2 protein-coding genes are annotated in these 638 nt (G+C 58.9%); both read left to right on the forward strand.

What is annotated here, in order from left to right:
- On the forward strand, positions 1 to 276 hold a 276-nt coding region (locus ACRYR9_RS19820), incomplete at its 5' end, for a putative metallopeptidase (protein WP_432540235.1).
- Between the two features lie 49 nt (positions 277 to 325).
- On the forward strand, positions 326 to 638 hold a 313-nt coding region (locus tag ACRYR9_RS19825; RefSeq protein ID WP_432540236.1), incomplete at its 3' end, for a DUF2280 domain-containing protein.

Here is a 638-nt window from a genome sequence, read left to right on the forward strand (position 1 = left end):
TACTGCGCTAATTGCTCAGACGCTGAGTTCTGCGCGCTGGTGGAGCACGAGCTTTACCACATCGGCCAAGAGACGGATGCCTTCGGCGCCCCGGCCTTCACCAAGGATGGATTACCGAAGCTGTTCCTGCGCGGACATGACGTCGAGGAGTTCGTTGGCGTGGTGCGTAGGTACGGCATAGGCGATTCCAACGGGATGCTGGCCAAGCTGGTGTCTGCGGCGAACTGCACTCCGGAGGTGGCGCGCATCGATGTCGCACGTGCGTGTGGGACATGATTGGCTAGAGCCGCATAGCTTAGACGCGACTTAGACGAGATTTCACATTATGGCAACGCTCACTGATGACGTGAAAGCGTTCATCGTGCAGGCGTTGGCCTGCTTTGACACACCCCATCAGGTATCCGACGCCGTCAAAGAGCAATTCGGATTGACGGTCAGTCGCCAGCAATGCGAGGCGTACGACCCCAGCAAGAAGATCGGCGCCGCCCTAAGCAAGAAATGGCGCGAACTCTTCGAAGAGACCCGAAAGCAGTTCCTTGCCGAAACCGGGTCGATCCCGATCGCAAATCAGGCCTACCGCCTGCGGGTGCTGAACCGCCTTCTGGTGAAGGCTGAGAAGCAGCGCAACGTCGCGATGG

It is taken from the genome of Kineococcus auxinigenes (assembly GCF_050871525.1).
Lineage (GTDB): Bacteria > Actinomycetota > Actinomycetes > Actinomycetales > Kineococcaceae > Kineococcus.